Source organism: Streptomyces sp. NPDC005423 (assembly GCF_040606415.1).
Classification (GTDB): Bacteria; Actinomycetota; Actinomycetes; order Streptomycetales; family Streptomycetaceae; genus Streptomyces.
The window spans coordinates 46,458-69,560 of sequence record NZ_JBEXET010000028.1 but is presented as its reverse complement, the minus strand read 5'-3'; the positions used below and the strand labels follow the sequence as shown (position 1 = coordinate 69,560).

Genomic DNA, 23,103 nt, shown 5'->3' with positions numbered 1-23,103 from the left:
CGCTCCGCTTCGCGCACCCCACCCCCACACGAACCTCCCGCGCAACGAAGGGCACGGCACACAGATGGCACCGACGACGAAGGCGGCCGGCGACGGCAGCGGCCTGGTGGAGATGGCCTGGGATCCGATCACCCGGATCGTGGGCAGCCTGGGCATCCACACGAAGATCGACTTCAAGCAGAAGAGGGTCGCGGAGTGCTACAGCACGTCGTCGGTGTTCCGCGGCTACAGCGTCTTCATGCGCGGCAAGGACCCCCGCGACGCGCACTTCATCACCAGCCGCATCTGTGGGATCTGCGGCGACAACCACGCGACCTGCTCGGTGTACGCGCAGAACATGGCATACGGCGTGAAACCCCCGCACCTCGCTGAGTGGATCATCAACCTCGGCGAGTCCGCGGAGTACATGTTCGACCACAACATCTTCCAGGAGAACCTGGTGGGGGTCGACTACTGCGAGAAGATGGTCAAGGAGACCAACCCCGGCGTCCTCGAACTCGCCGAGCGCACCGAGGCCCCGCACGCGGCCGAGCACGGCTACCGCACCATCGCCGACATCATGCGCTCGCTGAACCCCCTCGAAGGGGAGTTCTACCGCGAAGCCCTCCAGGTGAGCCGCTACACGCGGGAGATGTTCTGCCTGATGGAGGGGCGCCATGTGCACCCCTCCACGCTCTACCCGGGCGGCGTCGGAACCATCGCCTCCGTGCAGCTCTTCACGGACTACCTCAGCCGGCTGATGCGCTACGTCGAGTTCATGAAGCGGGTCGTGCCGCTGCACGACGACCTGTTCGACTTCTTCTACGAGGCGCTGCCCGGCTACGAGGAAGTGGGCCGCCGCCGTGTCCTGCTCGGCTGCTGGGGCGCCCTCAACGACCCCGAGTACTGCGACTTCACCTACGCCAACATGACCGACTGGGGCCGGCGGATGTTCGTCACACCCGGCATCGTCGTCGACGGCAAACTCGTCACCAACGACCTCACCGAGATCAACCTCGGTATCCGCATCCTGCTGGGCAGCTCCTACTACCAGGACTGGCAAGGCCAGGAGCAGTTCGTCACGCACGACCCGCTCGGTAATCCGGTGGACCCGCGCCACCCGTGGAACCAGCACACCATCCCCGCTCCGCAGAAGCGGAACTTCGACGACAAGTACAGCTGGGTCATGTCCCCGCGCTGGTTCGACGGCAAGGACCACCTCGCCCTGGACACCGGCGGCGGTCCCCTCGCCCGCCTGTGGTCGACAGCCCTGTCCGGACTCGTCGACACCGGCTACGTGAAGGCCACCGGCCACAGCGTGGTCATCAACCTGCCCCGCACGATGACCAGACCCGAGACCAGCTTCGAGTGGAAGATCCCGAAGTGGAGCAACGCGCTGGAACGCAACCGCGCGCGCACCTACTTCCAGGCCTACACGGCCGCCATCGCGCTGCACTTCGCGGAGAAGGGCCTGGAAGAGGTCCGCGCCGGACGCACCCAGACCTGGGAGAAGTTCGAGGTGCCGGACGAGGCCGTCGGCGTCGGTTTCACCGAGGCGGTCCGCGGTGTCCTCTCCCACCACATGGTGATCCGCGACGGCAAGATCGCCAACTACCACCCGTATCCGCCCACCCCCTGGAACGCCAGCACCAGGGACACCTTCGGCACGCCGGGCCCGTACGAGGACGCCGTGCAGAACACCCCCATCTTCGAGGAGAACACCCCGGAGAACTTCAAGGGCATCGACATCATGCGCGCCGTCCGCAGCTTCGACCCCTGTCTGCCGTGTGGCGTCCACATGTACGTCGGCGGCGGCAAGACGGTGAAGTCGATGCACGTGCCCACCGGCCTGAGCGGACTGGGCGGATGAGCGCGAGGACGGCGGCGGCGCCGGTGAACGCGGAGCAGGCCGGACGCCGTGTCGAGGAGGTGCTGGGGCGACTGACCGCGAGCGGCGACCCGGCCGCCGTCGCGGCCGCGGAGGAACTCGTCCGGTCCCTCATGGACTTCTACGGTGCCGGCCTGGCCCGTATTCTGCACCTGCTGTCCTCCGCTCCCGGCGACCCCTCGGCGGAACTGCTCGGTGACGAACTGGTCGCGAGCCTGTTGGTTCTGCACGACCTGCACCCCGAGGACCGCGACACACGCATCGCTCGGGCCCTCGGCAGTGTCCGTGAACACGCCCTTGAGGTCGTGGAGTTCGACGAGGAGAGCGGCACCGTGACGTTGCGGGTCCAGGAGACCGGCGGTTGCGGTTGCGGCTCCGGCGCGGGCGCCCGGGAGGCCGCGGAGGCGGCGCTCGCCTGCTTCGTACCCGAGGTCAGGTCCGTCGACGTACGGTCAGCACCCGCCGGGCCCCCGCTGCTCCAGATCAGCACGGCACCGACGGGGGCCCGATGACGGCGTCCCCGGCGACGCGCACGCCCGGTCTGCGGCGGTTCCTCGGCGAGAGACCTCCGCGGCCCGAACGGTGCGAGCTGTGCGGGGTGACGGTGGAGGCGGACCACCGCCATCTCGTCGACACCGAGAAACGCGCCCTCGTCTGCGCCTGCACCCCCTGCTCGCTGCTGATGCGACAGCCGGGCGCCGCCGCGGGCCGCTTCCGCACGGTCCCGGCCCGCTACCTCACCGACCCCCGACATCGCCTCGAAGAGAACGCGTGGGAGGCGCTGCGGATCCCGGTCGGCGTCGCCTTCCTCTTCCGCAACGCGGAGCTCGACCGGCTGGTCGCCCTCTACCCGAGCCCGGCCGGAGCCACCGAGAGCGAACTGGAGCCGGCCACGTGGACGGACGTCCTCGGCGGCAGCCGCCTCGCCGAACTGCTCGAACCCGACGTGGAGGCGCTGCTGCTGCGCCGCACCGACGGCCGCCGCGAATGCCACCTGGTACCGATCGACATCTGCTACCAACTCGTCGGCCGTATGCGCCTGTTGTGGCAGGGCTTCGACGGTGGAGCGGAGGCCCACGCCGCTCTGGACGCGTTCTTCGCGGATGTCCGGCGCCTCGCTCGGCCGGTGGACGAGGCGGTGCGGTCGTGACCGAGTTCTCCTTCGTCTGCGGCGGCGTTCGCGCCGACCGGTACGCCGCCGGACCGACCCTGGTGTTCCGGCTGCGCGTCACCGCCGCCGGCAACGCGCGTGTGCACGCCCTCGCGCTGCGCTGCCAGATCCGCATCGAACCCGCCCGCCGGGCCTACGAGTCCGCCGAGGCCGACGGGCTGTCGGACCTCTTCGGCGAGCGCTCACGCTGGGGCAGCACGCTCCAGCCGGTGCAGTTCGCCCAGGTGCCACTCATGGTCCCCGGTTTCACCGGAGAGACCGAAGCCGACCTCGTCGTGCCCTGCACCTACGACATGGACGTCGCCGCCACCCGCTACCTCACCGCCCTCGCCGGCGGTGAGGTTCCGCTGCTGATGCTCTTCTCCGGTACGGCGTTCACCGGAGCCGGCGGTTTCCAGGTCGAACCCGTTCCGTGGGACCGGGAGGCGGTCTTCCGGATGCCGGTCGCCACCTGGCGGGAGATGCTGGAGCAGCACTTCCCTGGGTGCGGCTGGATCCGGCTGCCGGGGGACACCATGGACGCCCTCCTCGCCTACCGTTCCCGGCACGCGCTGCCCTCTTGGGAAGCGGCCCTCAAGGCCCTGCTCGACGACAGCGGTGCCGCGGACCCGCCCCGGAGCGACCCGCTGCGCGCGCTCACCGGCACCGTGGGAAGGACGGATCCGTGACCGTGACCGCGTTCGCCTCCGAGACGCAGGAGCGGTTCGCCCTCGCCCGGCAGGTGGCCGACGCCGTCCTCTTCGAGGGGTATGTGCTCTACCCGTACCGAGCCTCGGCGGCCAAGAACCGGATGCGCTGGCAGTTCGGGGTGCTCGTGCCGCCCGGCTGGGGCGCCGAGTGCGAGGAGTACGACTTCCAGCACACCGAGTGCCTGATGGAACCGAAGGCGGGTGCGACCCTCTCGGTCGAGGTGCGCTTCCTGCGCGCCCGACGGCGCACGGTGCAGCGGGCCTGCCCGGACGGCGGCTTCGACACGGTGCCCGAACTCCGTCTCGACGACCGGGTGTTGGTGCCCTGGGACGAGGGGGACGAGGAGCGCGTCGAGGTAGTCGCGTCGGTGGACGAGCTTCTCGGCGACGCCGTCACGTACCCCTTCCGGCGCCCCGCCCGCGAGGACATCGAACCGGTCCTGGACGCGGCGGGCCGCACCGTCGGCCGACTGGTCCGGCGGTGTGAGGAGGTCGGCGGGACGGTCCAACTGTCCGCCCGCGAACTCGACGGTCCCCACCGGACCATGCGGCTGACCGCCGTCATCGAGAACACCAGCGACTGGACACCCCCCGAGGACGGCGGCGCCACCAGGGACGCGGCGCTGCCGCACTCCCTGGTGGCCACCCACCTCCTCATGGCTCTCAGCGCCGGATCGTTCCTGTCGATGACCGATCCCCCCGAGTGGGCGAAGGGCGCGGTCGCCGCCTGCCGCAACCTGCACACCTGGCCCGTACTCGCCGGCGAGCCCGGCCGAGCCGACCTCGTGCTGTCCTCGCCGATCATCCTGGAGGATCATCCGGCCATCGCGCCGGAAAGCCCCGGAGCGCTCTACGACGCCACCGAGATCGACGAGATCCTCGCGCTGCGCACCGCGGCCCTCACCGAGGAGGAGAAACGCGAGGCCCGGGGCACCGACGCGCGGGCGGCGGCCGTGATCGAGCTGGCGGACTCGCTGCCGCCCGAGGTTCTGGAGCGACTGCACGGAGCGGTGCGGAGCCTGCGCGAAGTGGCCGGCCCGGGCTCCGCCGCGCCGGACGGAGGCTTTCCCGACGAGTACGGGGTGCCCCGGCCGGACGCCCCCTGGTGGGACCCCGCGAGCGAGGCGGGCTTCGACCCGGAGCGGGACCGTGTGGTCGTGGACGGCCGGTCGGTGGGCAAGGGCAGCCGCGTCGAGCTGCACCCGGGCCTGCGGCGTACCGACGCGCAGGACATCTTCCTGCGGGGCCGCAGCGCTGAGGTGGAAGCGGTGCTGCACGATGTCGACGGCGGGGTGCACCTGGCGGTCACGGTCGAGGGCGACCCGGGCGCGGACATCCGCCGCGAGCAGGGACGGTTCCTGTACTTCCAGCCCGACGAGGTCACACCGCTGGAGGACGACGCATGAACCGTCCTCCAGCGGCACGTGCACGGACTCTCGTTGCGGGCATCGGCAACATCTTCCTCGGCGACGACGGTTTCGGCGTGGAGACCGCGCGCCGGCTCGCCGAGCGCGACCTGCCCGGAGACATCGAGGTCGTGGACATCGGGGTGCGCGGGATGCACCTCGCCTACCAGCTCCTGGACGGCTACGACACGCTCGTCCTCGTGGACGCCACAGCACGCGGCGAAGCCCCCGGCACCCTGTACGTGATCGAACACGACGTCGGCGCCGGAAGCTCTTCACTCGGCACCCCGGCGCTGGACGGCCACCGGATGACGCCCGACGCCGTCCTGGCGCTGCTGGACACCCTCTGCGCCGGTACCGGCGCGCGACCACCACGCCGCGTCTTGGTCGTCGGATGCGAACCGGCCTCCGTGGACGAGGGCATCGGCCTCAGTGCGCAGGTGTCCCACGCCGTACCGGAGGCCGTCCGGCTGATCGAAGAGCTGCTGCGGGGCGCCGAGCCGTCCGTGGCGCAGGCCTCAAGCGCTGAGGCATTGACATGAGGAGAGACGGGATGAAGAAGATCGTCATCTGCGGAGCGGCCCTCGCCGCCATGGTCGCCGTGTTCGCCGAGGTGCTTCCCGACCTCCGGCGCTACCTGCGGATCCGACGGATGTGATCCGTTGAGCACCGGGCGCCACCCCGGGGTGCCGTGCGCTTGCGTCGAACGGCGTACCCGTCGGCCGGTGACGGCGTGCCGGGCCATGCGTCCCGGGCGGCCGCGCCTCTAATGAAGGCTGGCGGGAGCCGGACCGCGGAAGGACGGGGACCATGCACGAGATGTCCGTCGCGCTGGCCGTCGTCGACCAGGTGACAGAGGCGGCCGCGCGAGCCGGAGGCGTCACGGCGGTGCGCTCGGTCGGGCTCCAGGTGGGGGAACTGGCCGGCGTCGTACCCGACGCACTCGCCTTCTCCTTCGAACTGGCCTGCGCCGGAACCCTGCTGGAAGGTGCCGAACTGGTCACCGAAGCGGTGCCGGGCCGGGCCCGCTGCACGCCGTGCGCCCACGAATGGGCCGTCGGCATGCCACCTCGGCTGACCTGTCCCGAGTGCGGAGGGACGCGTACCGACCTGCTCACGGGCCGGGAGCTCCAGATCGTCGACGTGCACTGGGAGGTCGGCGGCCCCACGGACCCGACCACCCGCGAACCGATCTCCGAGGAGTGCTGAACCATGTGCCGTGCAGTCGACCTGCGGCAGGCCGTGCTCGCGAAGAACGACGCGAGCGCCCACGAGCTGCGCGCTCACCTCTCCTCTCAAGGCACCGCGATCGTCAACCTGCTGTCCAGTCCGGGCAGCGGCAAGACCGCGCTGCTGGAGCGCGAACTGCTGCGGGCGCGGGAGCGGTCCGTTCCCGTCGCGGCGCTGAGCGCCGATCTCGCCACCGAGAACGACGCGGCGCGCCTGGCGCGTTCGGGCGTTCCGGTCAAACAGGTGCTGACCGACGGACTGTGCCATCTGGAGGCGGGGATGCTCGCCGGACATCTGAACGGATGGCTGCCCGACGACACCCGGCTGCTGTTCGTGGAGAACGTCGGCAACCTGGTCTGCCCGGCCTCCTACGACCTGGGAGAGACGCTGAGGGTCACCCTCGCCTCCGTGACGGAGGGCGAGGACAAGCCGCTGAAGTACCCCACCGCCTTCGGTCTCGCGCACCTGGTCGTCATCACCAAGACCGACATCGCGGAGGCCGTCGGGTTCGACGAGGCCGCGTTCCGCGCGAACGTGCAGCAGGTCAATCCGGGAGTCGAGGTGGTCCTGACCTCGGCACGCCGGGGGCAGGGAGTCGGCGTGCTGCTCGACAGGGCGATGGCAGCCGCGGACGGCGCACCCGTCCACTCGCCGGTCATGGCCCGGCAGTCCCATCACCACGGTCACGGGCACCCGCACACGGAGGCCACCGGCACCATGGCACCCACCCGTTCGTGAGCGCTCCGCAGGCCCCGGCCGCCGTCGCTCAAGACCGTCCGCGCCGCCGCCGGGTCACCGTCCGGGGAGTGGTGCAGGGCGTGGGCTTCAGGCCCTACCTGTACGGCCTCGCCACCGAACTCGCCCTGGCCGGCCACGTGACCAACACTCCTGAGGGCGTCGTGGTGGAGGTCGAGGGCACCGCCGCGGCCGTGGCCCGGTTCTGCGACCGGATCGCCGCCCAGGCACCCCCACTGGCCCGCGTCGAGTCCGTCCACCACCGGGAGGTGCCTCCGGCGGGCGGCACCGCGTTCACCATCCTCGCCTCCCGCACCGACGGACAGGCCCGCACCCTGGTCTCCCCCGACTCCGCCACCTGCGCCGACTGCCTCGCCGAGCTGGCCGACTCGGCGGACCGCCGCTACCGCCACCCGTTCGTCAACTGCACCCACTGCGGCCCACGCTTCACGATCGTCACCAGCGTGCCGTACGACCGGGCCAACACCACCATGGCCGGCTTCGCGATGTGCCCCGACTGCGCGCGGGAGTACGCCGATCCGGCCGACCGCCGTTTCCACGCACAGCCGGTCGCCTGCCCGGCCTGCGGGCCCCGTCTGCGGCTGCTTGTCACCCAGCAGCAAGTGCTCAGCGGTGTCGACGGCGTGGACCCGGTCACCGAGGCGCGCGCACTGCTGACACGGGGCGCGATCCTGGCCGTGAAGGGCCTGGGCGGCTACCACCTGGCCTGCGATGCCGCGAACCAGGCGGCGGTCGGCCTGCTGCGCCGCCGCAAGGCGCGCGGGAACAAGCCGTTCGCCGTCATGGCCAGGACCGCGGACGACGTCCGTCACCTCGTCCGGCTGAGCCCCGAGGAGCGGAGCCTGCTCGAAGGCCGGGCCAGGCCGGTCGTACTGCTGAGGCGGCGTCCGCACCCGTCGTACGCGCCCGGGGACCCGCAGCCCGCCGACGCCGTCGCGCCCGGCAGCCCCGACCTCGGTGTGATGCTGCCGTACACGCCCCTGCACCATCTGCTGCTCGGCCTGCCCGGCGACCCGGACGGCCCCCGGCTGCTCGTCATGACCAGCGGCAACGTGTCCGGTGAGCCGATCGTCACCGACGACACCGAGGCACTGGAGCGGCTCGCGCACCTGGCCGACGCCTGGCTCACGCACGACCGGCCGATCCACGTCCCCTGCGACGACTCCGTTGCCCGCGTCTGCGACGGGGAGCCGCTGGTGATCCGCCGCTCCCGCGGCTACGCCCCGTTGCCGGTCTCCCTCCCCCTGCCCGTGCGGCCGGCCCTCGCCGTCGGCGGAGACCTGAAGAACGCCTTCTGCCTGGGCTCGGGCCGACGAGCCTGGCTGTCGGCGCACATCGGCGACATGGACGACGTCGGCACGCAGCGGGCCTTCGAGCGCGGGGTGGCGCAGTTGGAGTCCATCACGGGGGTGCGGCCCGAGACCCTGGTGGCCGACCAGCATCCCGGCTACCGCTCCGTCCGGTGGGCCGACCGGAACGCGGCGCACCGGCCCGTCGTGGGTGTCCAGCACCATCACGCGCACGTTGCCTCAGCGATGGCCGAGCACGGGCTGGACGGCACCCGGGCCGTGATCGGCGTCGCCTTCGACGGCACGGGCCACGGTGACGACGGCGCCGTGTGGGGCGGGGAGTTCCTGCTCGCGAAGTACGACGGCTTCACCCGCTTCGGGCACCTCGCGTACGTTCCGCTGCCCGGTGGCGACACCACGGTGCGTCGGCCCTACCGGATGGCGCTGGCCCATCTGAGGGCGGCCGGCATCGGCTGGTCCGACGACCTCGCCTGTACGACAGCCTGCCCGTCCGACGAACTCGTCCTTTTGGAAAGGCAGTTGGAGCGCGGCCTGAACTGTGTCCCCACGTCCAGCATGGGCCGGCTCTTCGACGCCGTGTCCTCTCTCGCCGGGGTGTGCCATCGAGCCGGATACGAGGCACAGGCCGCCGTCGAGCTGGAGGGCGCGGCCCTGAGCGCGCCCACTGAGGACACCACCGCGTACGACTTCGGCCTGGTCGAGTCGGAGGAGCGCGGGCGTGGCGTCGTACGGGCGGACCCGGCACCCGTACTTGCGGCGATCGTCGGCGACCTGCGCGGGGGCATCGAGCCGGCCGCGGTCGCGGCCCGCTTCCACCGGGGTGTGGCCGGTCTGGTGCGCGGGATCTGCGCGGCGGCGCGAGCGCGACATGGGCTGGACACGGTCGTCCTGACCGGCGGCGTGTTCGCCAACACGCTGCTCTCCTCGGCCTGTTCCGCCACCCTGCGCGAGGACGGCTTCACGGTCCTGCGGCACCGCCTGGTGCCGCCGGGCGACGGCGGCCTGGCGCTGGGCCAGCTGATGGTGGCCGCCCGCACCACCCCCCTTTCCACTCCCACCGACTGAGCAACGCGCGACCCACAGCGAGGAGAGGCTCATGTGCCTGGCGGTACCCGGCAGAGTGCTGGACATCGAGGAACGGGACGGCACCCGGATGGCCACCGTCGACTTCGGCGGCGTGGTCAAGGAGGTGTGCCTGGAGTACCTGCCCGACCTCCAGGTCGGCGAGTACGCCATCGTGCACGTCGGGTTCGCCCTGCAACGACTGGACGAGGAGTCGGCGCGGCAGACCCTCGAACTCTTCGCCGAACTCGGCGTGCTACAGGCGGAGTTCGGCGACGCCTGGGAGATGGCGGCGGCAGAGGCAGGCGCGGACCCGGTGGAAGAGGTGCACAAGCAGTGAAGTACATCGACGAGTTCCAGGACCCGGAGCTGGCACGTCGGCTCCTTGACGACATCCACGCCACGGTGACCAGGCCGTGGGCCCTGATGGAGGTGTGCGGAGGCCAGACGCACAGCATCATCCGTCACGGCATCGATCAACTCCTGCCGGAACAGGTCGAGTTGATCCATGGACCCGGCTGTCCGGTGTGCGTGACCCCGCTGGAGGTCATCGACAAGGCTCTGGAGATCGCCTCCCGGCCGAAGGTGATCTTCTGCTCCTTCGGTGACATGCTGCGAGTGCCCGGCACCGGACGGGACCTGTTCCAGGTCCGGGGAGAGGGCGGTGACGTGCGTGTCGTCTACTCGCCACTCGACGCGCTGCGGATCGCACAGCGGAACCCGGACCGCGAGGTGGTGTTCTTCGGCATCGGTTTCGAGACGACCGCGCCCCCCAACGCCATGACGGTCCATCAGGCCCGGAGACTCGGCGTCCCGAACTTCAGCATGCTGGTGTCCCACGTCCGCGTGCCGCCGGCCATCGAGGCGATCATGTCGTCGCCGAATTGCCGGGTGCAGGGCTTCCTCGCGGCCGGGCACGTCTGCAGCGTGATGGGCGTGGGGGAGTACCCGGAACTGGCCGAGCGCTTCCGCGTTCCGATCGTGGTGACGGGCTTCGAACCACTGGACATCCTCGAAGGGGTGCGCCGGGCCGTCCATCAACTCGAACGCGGTGAGCACACCGTCGACAACGCCTACGCCCGTGCCGTTCGCCCGGAGGGCAACCCGGCCGCCCGGGCCATGCTGGAGGACGTCTTCGAGGTCACCGACCGTGCCTGGCGCGGCATCGGGGTGATCCCCGACAGTGGCTGGCGGCTGTCGTCGAAGTACCGTGACCACGACGCCGAGTACCGGTTTTCGGTCGACGACATCCGGACGGAGGAACCGGCCGAGTGCCGCAGCGGAGAGGTCCTGCAGGGGCTCCTCAAGCCGCACGAGTGCGAGGCCTTCGGCACCCTGTGCACGCCTCGTACACCCCTGGGGGCCACCATGGTCTCCAGCGAGGGTGCCTGCGCCGCGTACTACCTCTACCGGCGCCTGGACCTGCCCACCACCAACGTCCGGGAGGCGACCCCTGTTGTCTGACACGACCCATCTCACCGCTCCCGCCCTGGACGTCGAGGCGTGGACGTGTCCGGCGCCCCTGCGCGACCGGCCGCGTGTCGTCATGGGCCACGGCGGCGGGGGAGTCCTCTCCGCCGAACTGGTCCGGCGCATCTTCGCGCCCGCCTTCGGGGGCGAGGTGCTCGCCCAGCTGGGCGACGCCGCCGTCTTCTCCCTGGGGGGAGCCCAACTGGCGTTCTCCACCGACTCCTACGTGGTGCGGCCGCTGTTCTTCCCCGGCGGCAGCATCGGTGACCTGGCGGTCAACGGCACCGTCAACGACCTCGCCATGAGCGGCGCCCGCGCCGCCTACCTGTCCTGCGGATTCATCCTGGAGGAGGGCGTCGAGCTGGATGTGGTCACACGGGTGTCCGAGGCGCTGGGCGCGGCCGCGCGCACCGCCGGCGTGGAAGTGGCCACCGGCGACACCAAGGTGGTCGAGGCCGGCCACGGCGACGGGATCTACCTCAACACCGCGGGTATCGGTCTCATCCCGGTGGGCGTCGATCTGCGTCCGCAGCGGGTCGTCCCCGGCGACGTCGTGATCGTCAGCGGGGCCATCGGTGTCCATGGGGTGGCGGTCATGAGCGTACGCGAGGGCCTGGAATTCGGAGTGGAGATCAAGAGCGACTGCGCGGCGCTCGGCGGCCTGGTGGACGCGATGCTCGCCGTAACCCGGGATCTGCACGTCCTGCGCGACCCCACCCGGGGCGGCCTGGCGGCCTCGCTCAACGAGATCGCGGAGGCCTCCGGCACAGGCGTGGTCATCCGGGAACGCGACGTCCCGGTCCCGGCGGCTGTGGCCAATGCCTGCGCCATTCTCGGACTGGACCCCATGTACATCGCCAACGAGGGCAAGCTGGTGGCCTTCGTCCCGCGCGAGCACGCCGACGCCGTCCTGGAGGCGATGCGAGCCCATCCCCTGGGCGCGGACTCCATGATCATCGGTGAGGCCGTGGAGGCGCATCCCGGCATGGTCGTGGCCCGGACCGGCCTCGGGGGAACGCGGGTGGTCGATCTGCCGATCGGTGAGCAACTGCCGCGGATCTGCTGAGACGGGCTCCGCTCGTCGAGGAGCCCGCCAGGCCCGTCGCCGAACGGACCGTTGACCCCGGTCAGCGCTCGGACGGCGGGTCCTGCGGGTCCACGCCGGTCGTGGCAGACGCGTCCTTGGTGCCGCTGGGGCGCTGGGAGCGGCCCCTGCGTCCGGTGTCGCGTCTGCCCTTCTCGTGCGCTTCGCCGTACTCCTCGCCGCTCGCGCTGAGGCTCTCGGTCGTGTCGCCCGGAACGGGCTTCGTCTCCTCCGGGGACTTCGCCCGGCCTCGACCCCTCTCCCCGGCCGCCTCAGCCGGATGGAAGGAGCGGTGGGCGCTCGGGTTGTCCTGCTGGCGAGTCTCATCCACATCGGGCGACCAGCCGTGCTGCTCGGTGCCCTGATGACGGCTGGGGCCCGTTCCGTGGGGTGGCTCGGACGAACGTTGTTTCTTCGACATGGTCCGGTCTGCCTTCTCATGGTCAGTGGAGGACGCCGTCACGCGTACCCAGCATCAGTAAATTATCCCTCCTTGTGGCATTCCGGGCATGTCGGGCGTTCCCGCTACGCAGGTGTGCGAGGGCGCGGGGAGAGCCCCGCCTGACGGGTGGCTCCCCGCGCGAGGGCTTCCGGCGTACGCGGGGTGGGTGTCGGCCAGTAGAGTGACGCACTGTGGCACCACGACCTTTGAGTGAACTTGTGGAAGCGGGCTGGGCGAAGGCCCTTGAGCCGGTGGCCGGACACGTCGCGGCAATGGGGGATTTCCTCCGGGCGGAGATAGCGGCAGGCCGGACCTACCTGCCGGCCGGAGCAAATGTCCTGCGCGCCTTCCAGCAGCCGTTCGATGACGTTCGCGTGCTGATCGTCGGTCAGGATCCCTACCCCACACCGGGTATGGCGATCGGGCTCAGTTTCGCCGTATCGCCCGAGGTGCGCCGACTGCCCCAGAGCCTGGACAACATCTTTCTGGAGATGCACCGGGACCTGGGTGCGCCGCGTCCCTCCAACGGGGATCTGACGCCGTGGGCGGCGCAGGGCGTGCTGCTTCTGAACAGGGCGTTGACGGTGGCGCCGGGTCGGCCAGGGTCGCATCGTGACAAGGGGTGGGAGGCGGTGACGGAGCAGGCGATCCGTGCGCTGGCCGAGCGGGACAAGCCGCTCGTTTCCATCCTGTGGGGCAGGGATGCCCGCAACCTGCGGCCGCTGCTCGACCGTTGTCCGGTGGTGGAGTCGGCTCATCCGTCACCGCGCTCGGCCGACATGGGGTTTTTCGGGTCGCGCCCCTTCAGCCGGGCCAACGACTTCCTGAAAAGCCAGGGCGCGGAGCCGGTGGACTGGGTTCTTCCCTGACCAGGGTCTCCGCTGTCACGCGGCAGTGGGGCACCGGGCGCTGGTTCGGCGTCCGGTCCCCGCTCACGCCGTCCAGTTGACTCTGTGTCACTGAGTCTCGGTGGCTGCTCCACCCTGCTCAGCGGGCGACGGCCTTGGATGTCCAACTCCGTTGCGGGCCCGGCCGATTGACGCTGCGGCCATGTGTCAGGCGCCGCATCTTCTGGGCGCCTGCCTGGAGTCAGGGTTATCTTCGCCGCCCCCGGAACAGCCGCCCCCGCTCGGCCTGTTCGGGGGGGCACCGACCCGGCTGACGTCGCGTGGCTGCGAACTGTGCTGTCGGACCATCCGGTGCGCTGCGTGGAGGAACCGGTACGGCTGGACAACCCGGCCGCGAACCTGATCCCGCGCACGCACATCCGCTGCGCCGGCGGAACCGCGGAAGGCTTCACCCTCCCGCCCGTCCCCGCCGTACAGCCCAACGGTTCGCCGGTGCGGGTGGGGGAGTTGCCGACCGGTCACGACTGCGTGATCACCGTGCCCGGCGAGCTCAGCGAGTTGCTCCGCAAGGCGGGGGGCGCACGGTGGGGTGCCATGCGCCGCGCGCGGAAGTCGGCGGTACCGCTGTGGCGCGCGGCCACGCATCCCCGGAGAACGTGGGCCTCGATGCCGTCGAGCGGGAAGTCGAGGCCGGTCCGGAAGGTGTGGTCGGCGTCCAGGCGGGCGGCATCGAGCAGTGTCGTCGGAGGCGCGAGCGACAGGGCGTCCATGATTCTCCGAAGGCCGAGCCGCCGTCCTACGGTGTGCCCGGTGCTTTCCGGGCCACGTAGACGGTATTGGTCGAGGTGCCGCCTTGCAGGGGGTTGTCGAAGTCGACGACTTGGGCCGCTGCCTGTGCGAAGACCTCGGTGAGTGTGGAGGTGAACCCGTCGTCGGGCGGGTCGTTCGACCACAGCGCGAACACCCCGCCGGGATGGAGGTGTTCGGCGAGCCCGCGGAGCCCGGCGGGCTGGTAGAGGGCCGCGTGGCGTGGGTGGAGCACATGGCGCGGTGAGTGGTCGACGTCCAGCAGGATGGCGTGGAAGCGACGGCCCGGCTCCTCGGGGTCCAGGCCGTGGGGGCCGGCGGCCAGCGCGAAGAAGTCGCCGTGCACCAGGCGGCAGCGGGCGTCCGAGGTCAGCTGGGCTCCGAGGGGTACCAGGTGCCGCCGGTGCCAGTCGATGACTTGGGGAAGCGCTTCGATCACGGCCAGCGAGCGCACCCGGGGGTCGTCCAGGGCCGCCCGGGCGGTGTAGCCGAGCCCCAGTCCGCCGACGGCCACGTCCAGTCCGGGCCGTTCGGTGTCCGGCAGTTCGGCCAGTCCGAGCTCGGTGAGCGCGATCTCGCCGGCGGTGAAAAGGCTGGACATCAGGAACTCGTCGCCGAGCTTCACCTCGTACACGTCGGCGCCCGACTCCGGGTGACGGCGCCGGCGCAGACTGATCTCGCCGATGGGTGTCGGCTGCCAGTCGATCTCCTCGAATCGCAGGCCCATTCGTTCACCTTTCAGACCTTCGTGGATACGTGGGCGTCGGCGCAGTCGTCGCGTTCACGACGGACGCCCCGCTCCGGTGGAGGAGCGGGGACGGGGCGGCGGCCGGGTCAGGCGTCGATGATGACCGGGATGACCAGTGGCCGGCGACGGTGGGCGCGGAAGGCCCAGTTCGCCACGGCGCGGGCGATGAGCTGTTCGAGCTGGTGGGCGTCGCCGACACCTTCCTGCGCGGCGTTGGCCAGGGTTTTCTCGATGACGGGGACGACCGGCTCGAAGGTGGTCTCGTCGTGGACGAAGCCGCGGGCCAGGAAGTCGGGTGCCTCGGCGAGGGCGCCGGTGTCGGCGTCGACGATGGCGACGACCGTGATGACACCCTCCTGGGCGAGGGTGACCCGGTCCTTGAGGGACGCTTCGGTCGCACCGCCGACTTCCATGCCGTCCACGTAGACGTTCCCGGCGGGCACCTTGCCGGTGATGGAGGCGCGGCCGTCGACGAGGTCGACGACGACACCGTCCTCGGCGACGACGACCCGGTCGGGGTCGACGCCGGTACGGATGGCGAGGTCGGCGTTGGCCCGCAGGTGACGGAACTCGCCGTGGACGGGCATGACGTTGCGGGGGCGGACGATGTTGTAGCAGTAGACGAGTTCACCGGCGCTGGCGTGGCCGGAGACGTGCACCTTGGCGTTGCCCTTGTGGACGACGTTGGCGCCCCACCGGGTCAGGCCGTTGATCACCCGGTAGATGGCGTTCTCGTTGCCGGGGATGAGGGAGCTGGCGAGCAGGACGGTGTCGCCCTTGCCGACACGGATCGCGTGGTCGCGGTTGGCCATCCGCGACAGGGCTGCCATGGGCTCGCCCTGCGAGCCGGTGCACACCAGGGCGATCTTGTGGTCGGGGAGCTTCTCCAGTTCCTTGATGTTCACGACGAGGCCGGAGGGGACCTTGAGGTAGCCCAGGTCGCGGGCGATGCCCATGTTGCGGACCATGGAACGGCCCACGAAGGCCACCTTGCGGCCGTGCAGGTGGGCGGCGTCCAGGACCTGCTGGATGCGGTGCACGTGGCTGGCGAAGCTGGAGACGATGACCCGGCGGGGGGCGGTGCGAAGGACCTGTTCGATCGCGGGGTTCAGTTCGCGTTCGGAGGTGGTGAAGCCGGGGACCTCGGCGTTGGTGGAGTCGGTGAGGAAGAGGTCCACACCCTCCTCGCCGAGGCGGGCGAAGGCACGCAGGTCGGTGATCCGGTCGTCCAGGGGGAACTGGTCCATCTTGAAGTCACCGGTGTGCAGCACCAGCCCGGCTCCGGTACGCAGGGCCACCGCGAGCCCGTCCGGGATGGAGTGGTTGACGGCCACGAACTCGCAGTCGAACGGACCGAAGCCGCGCCGGTCGCCCTCCCGCACGCGCACCGTGCGGGGCCTGATGCCGTGCTCCTTGAGCTTGGCCTCCAGGAAGGCGAGGGTGAGCTTCGAGCCGACGACCGGGATGTCCGTCCGTTCCCGCAGCAGGTAGGGAACGCCGCCGATGTGGTCCTCGTGGCCGTGCGTGAGCACGATGGCCACGATGTCGTCGAGGCGGTCCCGGATCGAGGTGAAGTCGGGCAAGATCACGTCCACGCCCGGCTGGTTCTCCTCCGGGAACAGGACACCGCAGTCCACGATCAGCAGCTTGCCGGCATGCTCGAAGACGGTCATATTGCGGCCGATTTCGCCCAGACCGCCCAGGGCGGTCACCCTCAGCCCGCCTTCGGGCAGAGGAGGGGCGGCTTTGAGTTCTGGGTGCGGATGGCTCATAGCCTCACGTTACCGAAGAGTCCGCCGGTGTGATCCACTGCCTGCACTCTGGACGCCGGGGCGCGGTGCGACACCCGGCTGTCCACGGTCCCCGTGGTGGGGGCGGGCAGGGAGCGGCCGAGGTGGTGGCGCGCCCGCCGCCGGTAGCCGCGCCTGGGGCGGGCGTGCTGGGGGCGGTCTCGCGTTCTTCGCCCTGGTGACCGGCCTCGACGGCTTCCCGGTAGGCCCTGATGCCGGTCCACTCGGTCGCAGCAGGATGCGGTGCCGTCGGCGCTGTGCGAGGGAAAGTGGCCGAGATCGCACCAGGGGTGGCCGCCCTCGTACGGCTGGGCCGCGCGACGACGGTGGTGGTGATGGAGCGCTGTGCCGTTCGGGTCCGTCGACGTCGAGGGCGGCGGTGACCAGTCAGCCGAGGGCGCGGGTCTCGCGCTCGTCGGCAAGGTCGCGCTGGAGGCGGTAGCGGGGCGGGCCGACCCGTGACCACACTCCGCACATCCCCGCTGACAGCGCGCGCATTACTTCAACTCCCCGTTCTTAAGCCCGGGTTAAAGACGGCTTAAACGTGCTCCGGGCAGTCATGACTTCGCAAGAAGGCGCAGGTCAGGGGCGTTTGAGGGCCTCGCGCTCCGGTTGGCTGGGGCAACGATCGTGCGTATCGTCTGGCCCACCGGTGGCGCCCGCCGTGCAAGGAGAGAGCGCTCTCAGGTCTCCGCCTGTCCGCGCCCGTCGCGTGCACCGTCCGACGCCCGACCCGGAAGTCCCCCCTAAGACAAGGTGTGTTCACCCCATGGCCGCTCATCGCGCACGCAGATGGTCGTTCGGAGGGCTGGCGGTGCTGATGTCCGCCGCCCTCGCCTCCGCGATCCTCATCAACACCTCGGATTCGGCGACGAACCGCGCGGACGCCGCCACCACGACGACATGGTCCGACGACTTCAACGGAAGCGCGGGCAGTGCGCCCAGTTCCGCCAAGTGGACTCTGGAGACGGGCGGCGGCGGCAACGGCAACCACGAGCTGCAGTACTACACGAACAGCACCAGCAACGCCGCCCTCGACGGCAACGGCAACCTGGTCCTCACCGCCCGCAAGAACACCGACTCCGGCCTCCAGTGTTGGAACGGCACCTGCCAGTACACCTCGGCACGCCTGAACACGGCGAAGACCTTCACCCAGAAGTACGGCCACTTCGAGTCCCGCATCAAGGTCCCGCGGGGCCAGGGCGTCTGGCCGGCCTTCTGGATGCTGGGCGACGACCTCGGCAGCGCCGGCTGGCCCAACAGCGGCGAGATCGACGTCATGGAGAACGTCGGCATGGAGCCCGGCACCGTCCACGGCACGATCCACGGCCCGGGCTACTCAGGCGCCGGCGGCATCGGCGCCGCGTACACCCTGCCGAACGGCAAGTCCTTCGCCGACGACTTCCACGTCTTCGCCGTCGACTGGAGCCCCTCGAAGATCGTCTGGTCCGTGGACGGCCAGGTCTACGAGACCCGCACCCCTTCCGACGTCAACGGCAACAAGTGGGTCTACGACCACCCGTTCTTCATCATCCTGAACTTCGCGGTCGGCGGTGACTGGCCCGGCAGCCCCGACTCCACCACCTCCTTCCCGCAGACGATGACCGTCGACTACGTCCACGTCACCACCTCGGACTCCGGCTCCGACACCGGCTCAGGCGGCACGAACCTGTCCGGCGCCATCAAGGGCATCGGCGGCATGTGCGTGGATGTCGCAGGTGCCAGTACCGCCGACAGCACCCCGATCCAGCTGCACGACTGCACCGGCGGCGACGCCCAGAAGTGGACCCTGGGCAGCGACGGCACGGTGCGCGCCCTCGGTAAGTGCCTGGACGTCGCGGCCGGTTCGCACGATGACGGCGCGGTCGTCCAGCTCTACAGCTGCAACGGCACCAAGGCCCAGGAGTGGACCTACAGCGCCGCTCACGACCTGACCAACGTCGGGGCCGACAAGTGCCTCGACGCCAAGGGCAACTCCTCGGCCGACGGCACCCGTCTGCAGACCTGGACGTGCTCGGGCAACGCCAATCAGAAGTGGACCATCGGCTGACCAGTTGGCGGCAGCGCCGTCGATGCGGCGCCGGGTGGCGTGCCCACCGCCCGAGGATGACCGAACTGGTCGCTCCTGAGCGGGAGTTCGGTCATCCGGCGGGCCCGCGGCATCAGTCGACCACCGCGGCGCGGACGCAGAGCACGTCCGGTAGATGGGAGGCCAACTGCCGCCAGCTGTCCCCGTCGTCGGCCGACGCGAACACCTCGCCGTTGCGGTTGCCGAAGTACACGCCCGCCGGGTCGGCGCCGTCCGTGCACAGCGCGTCGCGCAGCACCGTGCCGTAGTGGTCCTCGGCCGGCAGGCCCGCCGACAACGGCTCCCAGCTGGCGCCCGCGTCCGCCGTGCGGTAGACCCGGCACCGCCGGCCGGCGGGGACCCGGTCGGAGTCGGCGGTGATCGGGAACACGTAGGCCGTGCCGCCCCGGTGGGGGTGGGCGGCCGCCGCGAAGCCGAACGTGGACGGCAGCCCCTCGCCGATGTCCGTCCAGTGGGCACCGGCGTCGTCGCTGCGGTACACCCCCCAGTGGTTCTGCAGATACAGCCGGTCCGGGGTGGCGGCGTCCTGCGCGACCTTGTGCACGCACTGGCCGAACTCCGGGTTCGGATCCGGCAGGAAGACCGCGGACACGCCGGAGTTGGACGGCTCCCAGCTCGCCCCGCCGTCGCGCGTGCGGAACACCCCGGCGGTCGAGACGGCGACGGTCACCGCCCGTGGATCACGCCGGTCGGTGAGCACGGTGTGCAGACCCTCTCCGCCGCCGCCCGGCACCCACCGGGAACGGGTGGGGTGCTCCCAGAGGGGCCGGACCAGTTCGAAGCTCTCCCCGCGGTCCTCCGAGCGGTACAGCGCGGCCGGTTCGGTGCCCGCGTACACCACGTCCGGCTCGGCCGCCGCCGGATGCAGCTGCCACACCCGCTCCAGCGAAGCCCCCGTCTCCTTCGGGAACTTGACGGCCGGCTGGGCCGGCTCGGCCCAGGTGCGGCCCAGATCGTCGGAGTGGAACACCGACGGACCCCAGTGCGCGCTGTCGCCGCCGGCCAGCAGTCGCGGGGCGGGGCCCCGGGTGTCGACGGCGACCGAGTACACGGCCTGCGCGTTGAAGTACGGAGCTTCGTCGAACTCCCAGGTGCCACCCCGCCTGCGCCCGATGAACAGACCCTTGCGCGTGCCCACGGCGAGCAGTACCTCGGTCATGCCGATCACCTCCGTGACGACGTTGTCTCAGATACGGGCCAGTCTGCACCCCACCACTGACAGTCACCCCCCGGCCAGGCGTCGTAGCAGGTCAGAGCGGGGATGCCGACCGGTGCGACCCCGTGCGGAGCTCTTCCGCGGGGCCCGTTCGCGCCGCCCGGAGGCCGGGGGAGCGGCCGGTTCGGGGTTCCGCGTGAGCATCGCGTACTCCTTCCCCGTATGGGTAGTCGGTTCGGCAGGTCCGTGCGGTCGTGAGGAGGATGCCCTCGATGGCGTTCCGTGGTCCGAAGGTGTGGTTGTGGAGGTGGCGGCGCAACCCGCTCAAACGCCCCGCCGACGCGGTGGAGTCCTGGGTCGTCCTCGGCGCGTGGCTGGTCACGCTCGCCGCCGGAGAGCTCGCCGGAATGACCGCCGCCCGTTCCGTGGAGAACGGACTGGCCCAGGAACGGGTCGACTGGAGAGCGGTGGTCGCCCACGTGACCCAGGACGTGCCGGGCCCCCACCCGGCACAGACCGACAGTCCCGCCGGTGAACGCATCTGGGCCAGGGTGCGCTGGACGACCGGCAACGGCTCCTCGCACACGGGCCAGGTCCGCGTCGAGTCCGGCAGCCCGGTCGGCACACCGGTCTCCGTGTGGACGGACCCGCAGGGACACCTGGTCACCCAGCCCGCCAGCGCGTCCCAGGCCCGCCTGCGCGCCTCCCTGATGGGCGTCCTCATCGGCCTTGCCGCGGCGACCGTCCCCTTCGCCGGCGGCCGTTTCCTGCGTGGCCGCCTGGAACACCGGCGCATGGAACAGTGGGACACCGAATGGGCCCGCTTCGGCCCGCTGTGGGGGCGGAAGACGGGCTGAGACGGCACGAGGGACCGGCCTCCGTTTCGTCGAACGGGGCCGCCGTTCGCGGGTCCGCATCTGCAAGAGAGGCCGAGGGGTGGGACGGCTGGCTGCGGTGTCAACCGCCGTCTTCCAGAGCGCAGTTGAGGATGCTGTTGAGGCCGGCGGTGTCACGGAGGGCGCCCAGGGGTGTCCCCGGTCGCCCTCCAGGCGGGTGGCGCGCAACGTGTCGGCGACCGAGCCGGGGCCGGCCCGGTGGCCTGACGGCTGAGATGCCGGGCGGAGTCGGCCCGGCACAGCCGGAGCGGCCGTACGGAGTGCCGTGCAGGGGCACCTCGTACGGCCGCCGTCACCGTGGGGGGAAGGTCACTTGTAGGTGATGTCCGAGGAGGCGTACTTGCAGTAGGTACTGTCGGGTCCGGTGCCGTTCGTCGTCGGCTCCGCGCCCGTGCTGTTCCCGATGTATTTCTGGCACGGGATCATCTTCTTGCTGGTGTCGCCCACGATCGTGATGGCCTTGAGGGTCGCGCTGTCGCCGTAGTTGGTGTTGATGCCGACGATCCGGCTGCCCTTGTAGGTCGCCTCGATGGAGTTGAGGTTGATCGTGCGCTTGTACTGCGTCTTGCAGTTGCCGCACGAGCGGACGAACGTGCCGAAGGTCTGCGCCGCGAAGTTGGAGACGTTCAGGGTGCCGGCGCCGTTGAACTGGAAGACCTTGTCGCTGGCCTCCTTCGCGCCGCCGCCGGAGACGGTGTAGACGTTGGAGGACGAGGAGCCCAGGAAGGTCGCCGCGTCCTCGCCCACGTCTTCCCACCAGACGTTCTGCAGCGTGCAGCTGCCCAGGCAGTGGATGCCGTCGGCGGCGGGGGCGCCGATGATGACGTTCTTGAGGACGGTGCCCGCGGCCAGTTCGAGGATGGGGCCCTGGTCCTCGTCCTGGCTGCCCGAGCCCAGGTCGCCGCTGCCGTACAGGCGCAGCATCCCGTAGTCCTTGGTGCCGGAGACCGAGATGGTCGAGGTGACCGCCTGGCTGCCACTGGCGGTGGGCCAGGTGGCCGCGCCCGCCGGGGGCGCCCCGATAGTCATGATCATGCCAACCGAAAGCCCGAGGGCGGCCACGGCTCCGGTGAGCGCGCGCCGGCGGGCGCGTGGGGGTACGGAAGAAGTCATGTCCCGATTCCTTCTCCGAGGTGGGGGAGGGTCAGATCTTGCCGGTGCCCGCGCCGGAGGTCACCGAGGCGACGACGGTCGAGGCGGGCTCGGCGGTGTAGCTGTACGGCGGGCTGGTGAACGTGCCGACCTGGGAGATCTCGGTCGTCGCGCCGCCGAGGTCGTTGCCGCTGAGGTTGGCGTAGCCGTCCACGTCGCTGTCCCGGTTGGTCGTGACGGCGACGTCGGTGTCCCGGAAGACGTTGTTCTGGACGAACATCTGGGCCCCCATCCGCGAGTGCACGGCGGTGTCGGCGCCCACGACGTAGTTGTCGTAGAAGTGCCCGGTGCCGAAACGGAGGCTGGGGATACGGGAGTTGACGTCGTTGAACCAGTTGTGGTGGTACGTCACCCGCAGATGCCCGGTGTCCTCGCTCGCGTTGCTGTCGCTGTGGCCGACGAGCGAGCCCTTGTAGTGGTTCTTGAAGGTGTTCCAGGAGACGGTGACGTAGTCGGACCCGTGGGTGATGTCGACCAGGCCGTCGTAGTAGTCCTTGCCGTGGTCGAGGTCGGACGAGAAGGCGTTGTGGTCGAGCCACACCTTCGTCGACGCCTGCACGGTGACACCGTCGGCGGGTGCGACCGACTTGCTGATGTTGAGGTTGCGGACGACGACGTTCGTCACGTTCTTCAGCCGCAGGCCGCCGCCGGTGAAGCCGGACGACGAACCGACGCCCAGGACCGTCGTGTTGGACCCGACGTCGACCTGACCGCTCAGCGTGATCAGGCCGTTGACCTTCACCACCTTCGAAGTGCTGCCGGTGACGGCCGTCTTGAAGGCGGCGAGTGTCGAGACCGTGATCGCGCCGGCGCTGCCGCCGCCGGTCGTCCCGGCACCGAATCCGACCGGCGAGGTGTCGGCCGCCGAGGCGGAGTGCGGGAGCGCGAGCACGGCCACCGTCGCGAGAGCGGCGGTGACGGCGACCGCCAGGGCAGGCCTTTGCGCGTGTGTACGTGGGGGGAGAACACGCATGGGGTGGGTCCCTTCAGGAGGGCTTCTTTGGTTGGGTACGTGAACGGCATTCGCCATGTTGAATGTCGTTCACGGGCAGAGCGGCCGTGGGCGTTCATTCGGGCACGGAGCGGTCACGCTGCTGAACGGAACGTAGGGTGAAAGCGCTTTCTAGTCA

General features: G+C 70.5%; 22 protein-coding genes and 1 pseudogene. 16 read left to right on the top strand and 7 right to left on the bottom strand.

Annotated elements, in window-relative coordinates; genetic code table 11:
- The first annotated feature begins 64 nt into the window (after positions 1-64).
- From ABZT12_RS26295 to hypE, 12 genes are all read left to right on the top strand, one after another.
- Positions 65-1,849 (top strand): nickel-dependent hydrogenase large subunit, encoded by a 1,785-nt coding sequence (locus ABZT12_RS26295; protein ID WP_356388974.1) that lies wholly within the window; start codon positions 65-67, stop codon positions 1,847-1,849.
- Complete coding sequence (locus ABZT12_RS26290; RefSeq protein WP_356388972.1) at positions 1,846-2,379, top strand: hypothetical protein; 534 nt, start codon at positions 1,846-1,848, stop codon at positions 2,377-2,379. The genes ABZT12_RS26295 and ABZT12_RS26290 overlap by 4 nt, the downstream gene beginning before the upstream one ends.
- On the top strand, positions 2,376-3,017 hold the full coding sequence (locus ABZT12_RS26285) for a DUF5947 family protein (RefSeq protein ID WP_356388970.1): 642 nt from the start codon (positions 2,376-2,378) through the stop codon (positions 3,015-3,017). Before ABZT12_RS26290 ends, ABZT12_RS26285 begins: the two co-directional genes overlap by 4 nt.
- The gene (locus tag ABZT12_RS26280) at positions 3,014-3,706 is read left to right on the top strand and encodes a DUF6084 family protein (RefSeq protein ID WP_356388968.1); all 693 of its coding nucleotides are present in this window, start codon (positions 3,014-3,016) and stop codon (positions 3,704-3,706) included. Before ABZT12_RS26285 ends, ABZT12_RS26280 begins: the two co-directional genes overlap by 4 nt.
- Positions 3,703-5,133: a hypothetical protein gene (locus ABZT12_RS26275; RefSeq protein ID WP_356388966.1), complete on the top strand. Its 1,431-nt coding sequence runs from the start codon at positions 3,703-3,705 to the stop codon at positions 5,131-5,133. The genes ABZT12_RS26280 and ABZT12_RS26275 overlap by 4 nt, the downstream gene beginning before the upstream one ends.
- Positions 5,130-5,675 (top strand): hydrogenase maturation protease, encoded by a 546-nt coding sequence (locus ABZT12_RS26270; protein ID WP_356388964.1) that lies wholly within the window; start codon positions 5,130-5,132, stop codon positions 5,673-5,675. The genes ABZT12_RS26275 and ABZT12_RS26270 overlap by 4 nt, the downstream gene beginning before the upstream one ends.
- A 268-nt stretch (positions 5,676-5,943) precedes the next feature.
- A complete protein-coding gene (locus ABZT12_RS26265) occupies positions 5,944-6,342 on the top strand; it encodes a hydrogenase maturation nickel metallochaperone HypA (RefSeq protein WP_356388962.1) in 399 nt (132 codons plus the stop codon).
- Positions 6,343-6,345: 3 nt separating this feature from the next.
- A complete protein-coding gene (gene hypB, locus ABZT12_RS26260; protein ID WP_356388960.1) occupies positions 6,346-7,101 on the top strand; it encodes a hydrogenase nickel incorporation protein HypB in 756 nt (251 codons plus the stop codon).
- Positions 7,098-9,494 (top strand): carbamoyltransferase HypF, encoded by a 2,397-nt coding sequence (hypF, locus tag ABZT12_RS26255; RefSeq protein WP_356388958.1) that lies wholly within the window; start codon positions 7,098-7,100, stop codon positions 9,492-9,494. The genes hypB and hypF overlap by 4 nt, the downstream gene beginning before the upstream one ends.
- A gap of 31 nt (positions 9,495-9,525) precedes the next feature.
- Positions 9,526-9,831, top strand: a complete 306-nt coding sequence (locus ABZT12_RS26250; RefSeq protein ID WP_356388956.1) for a HypC/HybG/HupF family hydrogenase formation chaperone — start codon at positions 9,526-9,528, stop codon at positions 9,829-9,831.
- Positions 9,828-10,955, top strand: a complete 1,128-nt coding sequence (hypD, locus tag ABZT12_RS26245) for a hydrogenase formation protein HypD (protein WP_356388954.1) — start codon at positions 9,828-9,830, stop codon at positions 10,953-10,955. Before ABZT12_RS26250 ends, hypD begins: the two co-directional genes overlap by 4 nt.
- Complete coding sequence (gene hypE / locus ABZT12_RS26240) at positions 10,948-12,027, top strand: hydrogenase expression/formation protein HypE (RefSeq protein WP_356388952.1); 1,080 nt, start codon at positions 10,948-10,950, stop codon at positions 12,025-12,027. The genes hypD and hypE overlap by 8 nt, the downstream gene beginning before the upstream one ends.
- Before the next feature lie 61 nt (positions 12,028-12,088).
- On the opposite strand, the gene ABZT12_RS26235 is transcribed toward hypE, so the two are convergent.
- Entirely contained in the window at positions 12,089-12,466 is a 378-nt protein-coding gene (locus ABZT12_RS26235) for a hypothetical protein (RefSeq protein ID WP_356388950.1), read from the bottom strand.
- Between the two features lie 212 nt (positions 12,467-12,678).
- Here ABZT12_RS26235 and ABZT12_RS26230 point away from each other — a divergent pair, with 212 nt between their 5' ends.
- Both ABZT12_RS26230 and ABZT12_RS26225 read left to right on the top strand, forming a co-directional pair.
- On the top strand, positions 12,679-13,356 hold the full coding sequence (locus ABZT12_RS26230) for a uracil-DNA glycosylase (protein WP_356388948.1): 678 nt from the start codon (positions 12,679-12,681) through the stop codon (positions 13,354-13,356).
- Positions 13,357-13,591: 235 nt separating this feature from the next.
- A pseudogene (locus ABZT12_RS26225) lies at positions 13,592-13,908 on the top strand (alpha/beta hydrolase); the annotation flags it as partial.
- On the opposite strand, the gene ABZT12_RS26220 reads toward ABZT12_RS26225, so the two are convergent.
- The 3 genes from ABZT12_RS26220 to ABZT12_RS26210 all read right to left on the bottom strand — a co-directional run bounded on the left by ABZT12_RS26220 (position 13,854) and on the right by ABZT12_RS26210 (position 16,662).
- The gene (locus ABZT12_RS26220) at positions 13,854-14,105 is read right to left on the bottom strand and encodes a hypothetical protein (RefSeq protein WP_356389030.1); all 252 of its coding nucleotides are present in this window, start codon (positions 14,103-14,105) and stop codon (positions 13,854-13,856) included. The pseudogene ABZT12_RS26225 and the gene ABZT12_RS26220 overlap by 55 nt on opposite strands.
- A 26-nt stretch (positions 14,106-14,131) precedes the next feature.
- Positions 14,132-14,869 carry a spermidine synthase gene (locus ABZT12_RS26215; protein WP_356388946.1) on the bottom strand — a complete coding sequence of 246 codons (738 nt, stop codon included), beginning with the start codon at positions 14,867-14,869 and terminating at the stop codon, positions 14,132-14,134.
- A 107-nt stretch (positions 14,870-14,976) separates the two neighbouring features.
- Positions 14,977-16,662: a ribonuclease J gene (locus ABZT12_RS26210; protein ID WP_356388944.1), complete on the bottom strand. Its 1,686-nt coding sequence runs from the start codon at positions 16,660-16,662 to the stop codon at positions 14,977-14,979.
- 787 nt (positions 16,663-17,449) lie between these two features.
- Here ABZT12_RS26210 and ABZT12_RS26205 point away from each other — a divergent pair.
- Complete coding sequence (locus tag ABZT12_RS26205; protein WP_356388942.1) at positions 17,450-18,730, top strand: family 16 glycosylhydrolase; 1,281 nt, start codon at positions 17,450-17,452, stop codon at positions 18,728-18,730.
- A 112-nt stretch (positions 18,731-18,842) separates the two neighbouring features.
- Here the strand turns inward: ABZT12_RS26205 and ABZT12_RS26200 are convergent, their stop codons facing one another.
- Positions 18,843-19,928 carry an exo-alpha-sialidase gene (locus tag ABZT12_RS26200; protein ID WP_356388940.1) on the bottom strand — a complete coding sequence of 362 codons (1,086 nt, stop codon included), beginning with the start codon at positions 19,926-19,928 and terminating at the stop codon, positions 18,843-18,845.
- Between the two features lie 269 nt (positions 19,929-20,197).
- Here ABZT12_RS26200 and ABZT12_RS26195 point away from each other — a divergent pair, with 269 nt between their 5' ends.
- Complete coding sequence (locus ABZT12_RS26195; RefSeq protein WP_356388938.1) at positions 20,198-20,782, top strand: hypothetical protein; 585 nt, start codon at positions 20,198-20,200, stop codon at positions 20,780-20,782.
- A gap of 348 nt (positions 20,783-21,130) precedes the next feature.
- On the opposite strand, the gene ABZT12_RS26190 is transcribed toward ABZT12_RS26195, so the two are convergent.
- Both ABZT12_RS26190 and ABZT12_RS26185 read right to left on the bottom strand, forming a co-directional pair.
- Positions 21,131-21,934: a pectate lyase gene (locus ABZT12_RS26190; protein ID WP_356388936.1), complete on the bottom strand. Its 804-nt coding sequence runs from the start codon at positions 21,932-21,934 to the stop codon at positions 21,131-21,133.
- A gap of 31 nt (positions 21,935-21,965) precedes the next feature.
- The gene (locus ABZT12_RS26185; protein ID WP_356388934.1) at positions 21,966-22,946 is read right to left on the bottom strand and encodes a polysaccharide lyase family 1 protein; all 981 of its coding nucleotides are present in this window, start codon (positions 22,944-22,946) and stop codon (positions 21,966-21,968) included.
- Positions 22,947-23,103 lie beyond the last annotated feature (157 nt).

Bases quoted from the DNA above. Each gene is read 5' to 3' on its own strand.
- ABZT12_RS26205 (WP_356388942.1), top strand. From the start codon at position 17,450: ATGGCCGCTCATCGCGCACGCAGATGGTCGTTCGGAGGGCTGGCGGTG.
- ABZT12_RS26265 (WP_356388962.1), top strand. From the start codon at position 5,944: ATGCACGAGATGTCCGTCGCGCTGGCCGTCGTCGACCAGGTGACAGAG.
- ABZT12_RS26250 (WP_356388956.1), top strand. From the start codon at position 9,526: ATGTGCCTGGCGGTACCCGGCAGAGTGCTGGACATCGAGGAACGGGAC.
- ABZT12_RS26290 (WP_356388972.1), top strand. From the start codon at position 1,846: ATGAGCGCGAGGACGGCGGCGGCGCCGGTGAACGCGGAGCAGGCCGGA.
- ABZT12_RS26220 (WP_356389030.1), bottom strand. From the start codon at position 14,105: ATGGACGCCCTGTCGCTCGCGCCTCCGACGACACTGCTCGATGCCGCC.
- ABZT12_RS26295 (WP_356388974.1), top strand. From the start codon at position 65: ATGGCACCGACGACGAAGGCGGCCGGCGACGGCAGCGGCCTGGTGGAG.
- ABZT12_RS26235 (WP_356388950.1), bottom strand. From the start codon at position 12,466: ATGTCGAAGAAACAACGTTCGTCCGAGCCACCCCACGGAACGGGCCCC.
- hypB (WP_356388960.1), top strand. From the start codon at position 6,346: ATGTGCCGTGCAGTCGACCTGCGGCAGGCCGTGCTCGCGAAGAACGAC.
- ABZT12_RS26210 (WP_356388944.1), bottom strand. From the start codon at position 16,662: ATGAGCCATCCGCACCCAGAACTCAAAGCCGCCCCTCCTCTGCCCGAA.
- ABZT12_RS26270 (WP_356388964.1), top strand. From the start codon at position 5,130: ATGAACCGTCCTCCAGCGGCACGTGCACGGACTCTCGTTGCGGGCATC.
- ABZT12_RS26195 (WP_356388938.1), top strand. From the start codon at position 20,198: ATGGCGTTCCGTGGTCCGAAGGTGTGGTTGTGGAGGTGGCGGCGCAAC.
- ABZT12_RS26215 (WP_356388946.1), bottom strand. From the start codon at position 14,869: ATGGGCCTGCGATTCGAGGAGATCGACTGGCAGCCGACACCCATCGGC.
- ABZT12_RS26190 (WP_356388936.1), bottom strand. From the start codon at position 21,934: ATGACTTCTTCCGTACCCCCACGCGCCCGCCGGCGCGCGCTCACCGGA.
- ABZT12_RS26285 (WP_356388970.1), top strand. From the start codon at position 2,376: ATGACGGCGTCCCCGGCGACGCGCACGCCCGGTCTGCGGCGGTTCCTC.
- ABZT12_RS26185 (WP_356388934.1), bottom strand. From the start codon at position 22,946: ATGCGTGTTCTCCCCCCACGTACACACGCGCAAAGGCCTGCCCTGGCG.
- ABZT12_RS26200 (WP_356388940.1), bottom strand. From the start codon at position 19,928: ATGACCGAGGTACTGCTCGCCGTGGGCACGCGCAAGGGTCTGTTCATC.